General features: G+C 40.5%; 7 protein-coding genes. All 7 read right to left on the bottom strand.

The annotated features are described in order from the left end of the window. Positions 1–473 precede the first annotated feature (473 nt). A complete protein-coding gene (locus KC820_RS06535) occupies positions 474–875 on the bottom strand; it encodes an FxsA family protein (RefSeq protein ID WP_212369485.1) in 402 nt (133 codons plus the stop codon). Between the two features lie 11 nt (positions 876–886). After that, on the bottom strand, positions 887–2,653 hold the full coding sequence (pyk, locus tag KC820_RS06530) for a pyruvate kinase (RefSeq protein WP_212369482.1): 1,767 nt from the start codon (positions 2,651–2,653) through the stop codon (positions 887–889). Positions 2,654–2,673: 20 nt separating this feature from the next. After that, the gene (gene pfkA / locus KC820_RS06525; RefSeq protein WP_212369479.1) at positions 2,674–3,633 is read right to left on the bottom strand and encodes a 6-phosphofructokinase; all 960 of its coding nucleotides are present in this window, start codon (positions 3,631–3,633) and stop codon (positions 2,674–2,676) included. 232 nt (positions 3,634–3,865) lie between these two features. Beyond that, on the bottom strand, positions 3,866–4,855 hold the full coding sequence (gene accA, locus KC820_RS06520; RefSeq protein ID WP_212369476.1) for an acetyl-CoA carboxylase carboxyl transferase subunit alpha: 990 nt from the start codon (positions 4,853–4,855) through the stop codon (positions 3,866–3,868). Continuing rightward, positions 4,852–5,712, bottom strand: coding sequence for an acetyl-CoA carboxylase, carboxyltransferase subunit beta (accD, locus tag KC820_RS06515; protein WP_212369472.1), 861 nt, complete (start codon positions 5,710–5,712; stop codon positions 4,852–4,854). The genes accA and accD overlap by 4 nt, the downstream gene beginning before the upstream one ends. Before the next feature lie 87 nt (positions 5,713–5,799). Next, positions 5,800–6,414 carry a FadR/GntR family transcriptional regulator gene (locus tag KC820_RS06510; RefSeq protein ID WP_212369469.1) on the bottom strand — a complete coding sequence of 205 codons (615 nt, stop codon included), beginning with the start codon at positions 6,412–6,414 and terminating at the stop codon, positions 5,800–5,802. Positions 6,415–6,440: 26 nt separating this feature from the next. Further along, the gene (ystJ, locus tag KC820_RS06505; RefSeq protein ID WP_212369466.1) at positions 6,441–7,730 is read right to left on the bottom strand and encodes an NADP-dependent malic enzyme; all 1,290 of its coding nucleotides are present in this window, start codon (positions 7,728–7,730) and stop codon (positions 6,441–6,443) included. Positions 7,731–7,804 lie beyond the last annotated feature (74 nt).

Genomic DNA, 7,804 nt, shown 5'->3' with positions numbered 1-7,804 from the left:
TATTTTGTGGTTGAAATCACTTTAACACAGGAGAGAAGGATGACCTATTCTTTTTACACAATTATATGGACTTAATCGTCATTTGGGTATCGAGAGCACTTCTCAATGACATTTCAACACAAGAATGAAGCCATTTGGGTATCGAGAGCACTTCTCAATGACATTTCCGCAACAGAACGAAACCATTTGGGTATCGAGGGCGCTTCTCGATGACATTTCAACACAAGAATAAAGCCATTCGAGTATCGAGATGGCTTCTCAATGACATTTCAACAAGAGAACGAAGCCAGTCGGGTATCGAGAGCACTTCTCAACGACATTTCAACCAGAAAACAGAGCCTTTTCCGGCTCGAGAGCACTTCTCGATAACATTTCCTCATGAAATAGGAACCCATTAGGTGTCGATCGCCTATTCAACCAAAAAAACCTGAACGATAACACATAACGAGTGTGTCGTTCAGGTTTTATCTATTCTATCTTCGGTATATATGAAATCTTTTGACTGATCCTTTTTTAATCATCGATAACAGCTGTGCTTGTGCCCAAAGTTTGAATGGTCTACGAGTCGTTGGTATCAATAAAAGAAAACCAATTAAATCAGTAAGAAACCCAGGCGTGAACAATAAAACTGCTCCGATTAAAATCGCAATCCCGTCGAAAATTTCATCTTTTGGCATACGGCGGTTAGCCATTGCTTGACGGGCGCTATTCAGTGTACTAATTCCTTGCCATTTGGCTAAGAAGGCACCTGCGATACCTGTCAAAATAATACCGATTAACACGAACCAAATACTCGTTACGTTTCCAAGCCAAACAAAGATTGCGATTTCGATGACTGAGAAAACAACAATTAATAAAAATAACAATCGAAACATTTATTCACCTTCTATATGATCGAAGTTCGTCCTAGATAAATATTACCCGTTTCTGAATCAAGTGTAATCTCATCCCCATTCGATAACAAGCTCGTCACTTCTTTCGCGCCGACGATTGTTGGTAGCTCTAAGTTTAAGCCGACAATCGCTGCGTGGCTGGTCAATCCGCCTTCTTCTGTTATGATTCCAGCCGCTCTTTTAATCCACGGCATCATTTCTTTTTCTGTTCCCGTTGCAACGATAATGTCACCGTCTTTAAAGTTTTCCTCTAACTGTTCTGCATTTTCAGCAATAATGACTTTACCGGAAGCACCTTTATCACCAATTCCTTGGCCTTTTTGGACGATATCTCCGACAACGTGAACTTTAACTAAGTTGGTAGAGCCACTTTGACCGACAGGAACACCTGCTGTGATTACAATTCGATCTCCACGCTGAATGTACCCCGAATCAAGACTTCGGCTTACGGCTAATCCTAACATCTCATCTGTTGAATTCACGCGTTCTCCGTGGATTGGATGCACTCCCCACACGAGATTTAATTGTCGATTGACACTCTCCCTGAAAGTGATGGCTATAATCGGTGCGTTCGGACGATATTTTGAGATCATCCGTGCAGTATTCCCGCTTTCCGTCGGTGTGACGATAGCGTTCAATTCAAGTTCTTCTGTTAAATTGGCAACCGAGTGACTAATCGCATCAGTCATATTTTTATCCTCGTTTTTAAATCGATTATTTGAGGTATTTAATTGCGAAATCTTGTTTTCCGTATAAACAGCAATATTATACATCGTTTCAACCGATTCAACAGGATAATCACCCGCAGCTGTTTCACCGGATAACATAATTGCATCCGTTCCATCATAAATGGCATTCGCTACGTCACTTGCCTCTGCACGTGTCGGTCTTGGGTTTCGTTGCATGGAATCTAGCATCTGTGTAGCTGTAATGACTGGTTTTGCAGCTAAATTACACTCATGGATGAGCTTTTTCTGAACGAACGGTACTTCTTCTGCTGGGATTTCAACACCTAAGTCACCTCGTGCTACCATGATTCCATTACTAACCTGAAGGATTTGAGCAATATTGTTCACGCCTTCTCGGTTTTCGATTTTCGGAATAATTTGGATATGTTCGCCATTGTTTTTCTCTAATAGCTCACGAATATCCAACACATCTGATGCGCGACGAATAAAGGATGCCGCAATAAAGTCAATGCCTTCTTCAATTCCGAACAAGATATCTTCTGCGTCTTTATCTGTAATACCTGGTAGGTTTACGCTCACATTTGGAACGTTAACACCTTTTTTATTTTTAATTTCACCAGAATTTTGTACAACAGTTTCGATTTCATTTTTGTCCTCATGAATTGCTTTAACTTCAAGACCGATAAGTCCATCATCAAGCAAGATTTTTGAGCCTGGATGAACATCATGAATCAATCCACTATACGTTAAAGAAAAACGCTCGGCTGTTCCTTCTACGTCATCCATTGTCAAAAAGACGGTTGAACCCTCTTCTAAATATGCTTGACCGCCTTTAAACTGGCCAGTACGAATTTCCGGTCCTTTTGTATCTAACATAATTGCAATCGAACGGCCAGTTTCTTCAGCAGCCTGGCGGATATTCTGAATTCGATTACGGTGTTCTTCATGATCTCCATGAGAAAAGTTTAACCTCGCAACATTCATTCCTGTTTCGATTAATTTCTTCAACGTTTCCACGGACTCTGACGCTGGTCCGATTGTACATACAATTTTTGTTTTGTTTTTAATCATAAGGTCACTACCTCCTAAAGTTATATAGATAGTTGGCTAGATAAGTTATATAGTTCTTCTATCTCTTGATTACTCTTATCAAAATTCCCTGTAAGATCATGATCGACAAATTGGTTGTTTTCCAATCCGACCATACGGCCTTGCTTTCCATTTAACAGCAATTCAACGGCATAAGCCCCAAAACGACTCGCAATAACACGATCATAAGCGCTCGGCGAGCCACCTCGCTGTGTATGGCCTAATATCGTGACACGAGTTGAGAAATTCAGCTGATCTTTAATTCGTTCGGCAATGTCGTAAGCATTACCCGCTCCTTCAGCCAACATGATAATGCTATGTCTTTTTCCGCGTTCATGGCCTCGCTTGATTTTTTGAATAACGTCATCATAGCTTGTCTTAATTTCTGGAATTAAAATACTTTCTGCACCACCAGCAAGTCCAGCCCACAGTGCTAAATCGCCAGCATCTCTACCCATTGCCTCAATGACATAGATACGCTCATGGGATGTAGCGGTATCCCGAATTTTGTCGACTGCTTCAATGACTGTATTCAATGCCGTATCAAATCCGATCGTGTAGTCAGTTCCAGCAATATCATTATCAATCGTGCCTGGAATCCCGATACATGGATAGCCTTTTTCTGTGAGTTTTTTCGCACCTTTAAAGGAGCCGTCACCACCAATGATGACTAACCCTTCAATCCCGTAACGGTTCAGCTGTTCAATGGCTTTTTGTTGGCCTTCTTCCGTTTTAAAATCTTCAGAACGAGAGGAAAACAACATTGTACCACCTTTTTGAATAATATCGCCAACGGAACCGATATCCAGTTGCTTAATTTCACCATCGATTAACCCTTGATAACCATAATAAATGCCAAATACTTCTATATCATGATAAATACAGCTTCTGACAACTGCACGGATTGCAGCGTTCATTCCTGGCGCATCACCGCCACTCGTTAAAATACCGATACGTTTCATAACTTCACCTCATCTCACTCTCTATAAAGGCAGTAAGTAATTCATATTATTGAACCATCTCCCTATATTCTAAATCAACTACTAGGTAAAAATCATGTCATACGGGGTAAAGTTCAAATAAAATTCTTTTGATCCATCGAAAGGTTGGCTTTGGCCCTCTATAAGGTTACACATTAATAAAAAGTGCCCCCTTGTTTATTTGTACCAATAACAAGTAGGGCAGTTCTTGGTATTACTCATTTACAGGAGTTTCTGTACGTTCTAAGACGAAAGTTGTCGAACCGATTTTTTCATATTTACGCCAACGCTGATCCAATAATTCTTGTTCACTTAATTGACTTAATTCGTGCAAGGAAGATTCAATTACTTCTTTAATCTTACTCGCTTGATTATCAATATCACGATGTGCGCCACCTTGAACTTCTTCGATGACACCGTCAATTACACCGAGTTCCTCAAGATCATACGAAGTTATTTTCATCGATTCTGCCGCTTTTTTAGCTAAGTTGGAGTCTTTCCACAGTAAGGCCGCTGCTCCTTCTGGAGAAATAACCGAGTAAGTTGAGTTTTCCAACATGAATAGCTTGTCACCAACACTGATACCTAAAGCGCCGCCACTACCGCCTTCACCGATTACAATGCAAATAATCGGAACAGTTAATCCTGCCATCTCACGAAGATTCTTTGCAATGGCTTCACTTTGCCCTCGCTCTTCAGCAGCTTTACCTGGATAAGCACCTTTTGTATCGATGAACGTAATAATAGGACGATCGAATTTTTCTGCTTGATACATCAATCGTAATGCTTTCCGATACCCTTCAGGATGTGGCATTCCGAAATTGCGACGGATGTTTTCTTTCGTGTCTTTACCTCGCTGGTGTCCAATCACCGTTACAGGTTGACCATTAAACTTGGCAATCCCTCCGACAATCGCTTCGTCATCACTGTGATAACGATCACCATGCATTTCAAGGAAATCAGTAAAAAGTTGCTCGATATAATCCAACGTAGTCGGTCGCTCCGCATGTCTAGCCATTTGAACACGGTCCCATGGGGCCATGTTTTCATATACTTCGCGTTCCAAATGCTCCAGCCGCTCTTCCAAGCGGTCGATTTCTTCTGATAAATCGACTTCACTCTCACCAGAAATCTTTTTCAGTTCAGCAATCTTCTCTTTTAACTCCACAACTGGTTTCTCAAAAGGAAGGACGTTTTTCTTCATGAGCGATCACCTCCATCCTGGTGAATATCTAGAATCGTCGTTATTATTTTTTTCATTTCCGAACGATGAATAACACGATCTAATTGACCATGCTTGTACAGAAATTCAGCCGTTTGGAAATCATCGGGCAACTTTTCTCGGATCGTCTGCTCTATGATTCTTCGACCAGCAAAACCGATCAACGCTTTCGGTTCGGCAAAATTATAATCACCTAAAGAAGCAAAACTGGCTGAAACACCACCTGTTGTCGGATGCGTCATATACGAGATGAACAACCCGCCTGAACGGCTAAAACGTTCCAATGCGACAGAGGTTTTCGACATTTGCATTAAACTGAGTACGCCTTCTTGCATACGTGCTCCGCCTGATGCGGTGAAGATGATGATTGGCAATCTTTCTTCTCTTGCTTTTTCAATCGCTCTTGAGATTTTCTCCCCGACGACAGATCCCATACTACCCATCCGGAAGCGTGAATCCATTACAGCAATAGCCGATTCATAACCATTTATTTTTCCTTTACCTGTCATAACCGCTTCATTCATACCTGTTTTCTTCTGATCCTTTTCCACTTTTTCTATGTAATCCGGAAATTCAAGTGGATTTGCGGAAGTCAGTTGGACATCCCACTCTTCAAATGTGTTTGCATCCATCAATGCATGAATCCGTTCTTTCGCTGACATCGGATGATGATGATCACAATTCAAGCAAATCAGATTGTTTTTTTCTAATTCTTTTCTGTAGTATATCTTTCTACATGAAGGGCATTTCATCATTAACCCTTCTGGGACATCTTCTCGTTCTGCTTGCTTTGATATTGTGGCATATTTTCTTTTTTTATTAAAAATATCTCGTAACAACGGGATTCCTCCTTTGCGTGTACACACCATAAACATACAGGAAGTCTACCGTGAAAATTGTCAAAAATGATCACTAAGCAAACTTCATTATTCGAGTGTATATACCTTTTCCAGTGCTTCTATTGCTGATTCAGCTTTATTTTCTTTGACCCAAAACAATAATTGCTCATAAAATGAATGATTTTGTAGTTCAAATGAGATTGGATTACTGAATCCTTCGAGTAGATGCCAAATTTTTATGAGTAGTCGATTGCCCGTTGCCTTAAACAACTCTGTAAACAGAAATGTATGTAGCTTTTCTTTCGGCAATTCGACGATGATCGATAATAACTTTTTATAAAAATCTATTGAAATTTGCCCACTAAGATTCGATAGTACTTGAGATTCGAGTAATAATTTCAATTGAAGTACTTCTTGTTGGGACCTCGTTTCTTGCAGAATAAATGTCGACAAGATTTCAACCGAATAATAAGGTTGATAGGATCTGAGAAACGTTCCTTCTCCATGTCGAGTTTCTATCAAACCTAAAAGCTCAATCGCTCGTAAAGCTTCACGGACAGAAGAACGCCCAGCGTTTAACTGTTCAGCCAATTCCCTTTCAGAAGGGAGTCGATCACCATCTTGCAATTGATGATCGACAATATAATTGCGTATTTCTTCCAATACTTCTTGATAAACTTTTGATTTTGTGTCTTTTGTCATAAAAGGCACCTCAATCTTCTGTCCATTTATTTTTCATTAATCATCGTAAGCTCTTCTGTGCGCTTACGTATGTCTTCTGGGTCAACTTCAATTCGCGCGACGCCTGATTCCATAGCTGCTTTCGCAACAGCAGCTGCTACCGCCGGTGCTACACGCTTGTCAAATGGGTCAGGGATCACATAATCCGGTGAAAGATTATCTTCTGCAACTAATTCTGCAATCGCATTAGCGGCAGCGATTTTCATCCGCTCATTAATTCGCGTTGCACGTACATCCAATGCTCCCCGGAAAATTCCAGGAAAGGCTAAGACATTATTCACTTGGTTAGGAAAATCAGAACGTCCTGTGCCAATCACTTTGGCACCCGCTTCTTTAGCATCTTCAGGCATAATTTCCGGATCTGGATTAGCCATGGCAAAGATTGTCGGGTCATCGTTCATGCTCTCTACCATTTCTTTCGTCAATGCACCACCGACAGATACACCGATAAATACATCTGTATTTTGAATAACTTCATCCAACGTTCCTTCGATATTATCTTTGTTTGTCATTTTGGCGACTTCATCTTTTACTTCGTTCATTCCGTATGGACGTCCTTCAAATATAGCTCCTCTAGAATCACACATGATAATATCTCGGACGCCGACACTAAATAATAATTTTATAATAGCGATACCTGCTGCTCCGGCTCCGTTAATAACTACTTTCGAGTTTGAGAACTTCTTTCCTGAGATTTTCAATGCGTTGATCATCCCAGCAACCGTAACAATTGCTGTCCCGTGCTGATCATCATGGAAAATAGGAATACTCGTTTCTTTTTTCAATCGGTCCTCAATAACAAAACAATTTGGCGCAGCAATATCTTCAAGGTTTACCCCACCAAATGTCGGTTCCATTAATTTTACTGTATTCACGATCTCGTCAACGTCATTCGTGTTCAACGAAATAGGAAAAGAATCGACACCAGCAAAACTCTTAAATAGTGTTGACTTCCCCTCCATTACGGGCAAAGCAGCTTCAGGGCCAATATTTCCGAGTCCTAAAACAGCAGAACCATCTGTCACGACCGCAACCATATTTCCTTTCATTGTATAGTCATAGACCGCTTCTTTATTATCATAAATTACTTTACAGGGCTCAGCGACTCCTGGTGAGTAAGCAAGACTAAGATCTCTTGCATTACGGATTGGAATTTTTGAGTTTGTCGTTAATTTTCCTTGGTTCACTTTATGAATGTGAAGTGCTTCCTCACGTAAATCTGCCACTTGTACCACTCCTTCATAAAAACGTTGAAACAGATAAATTGGTCTGACCATTAACCTAATTAATTATAACAAACCATGTACACATGTAAAGAAATTAAGCTAAACAGTAGAGCAAAAAATAATCA

The organism is Allobacillus saliphilus, from assembly GCF_018138385.1.
GTDB classification, from domain to species: Bacteria; Bacillota; Bacilli; order Bacillales; family Alkalibacillaceae; genus Allobacillus; species Allobacillus saliphilus.
This window is presented reverse-complemented; position numbering and strand designations above follow the sequence as displayed.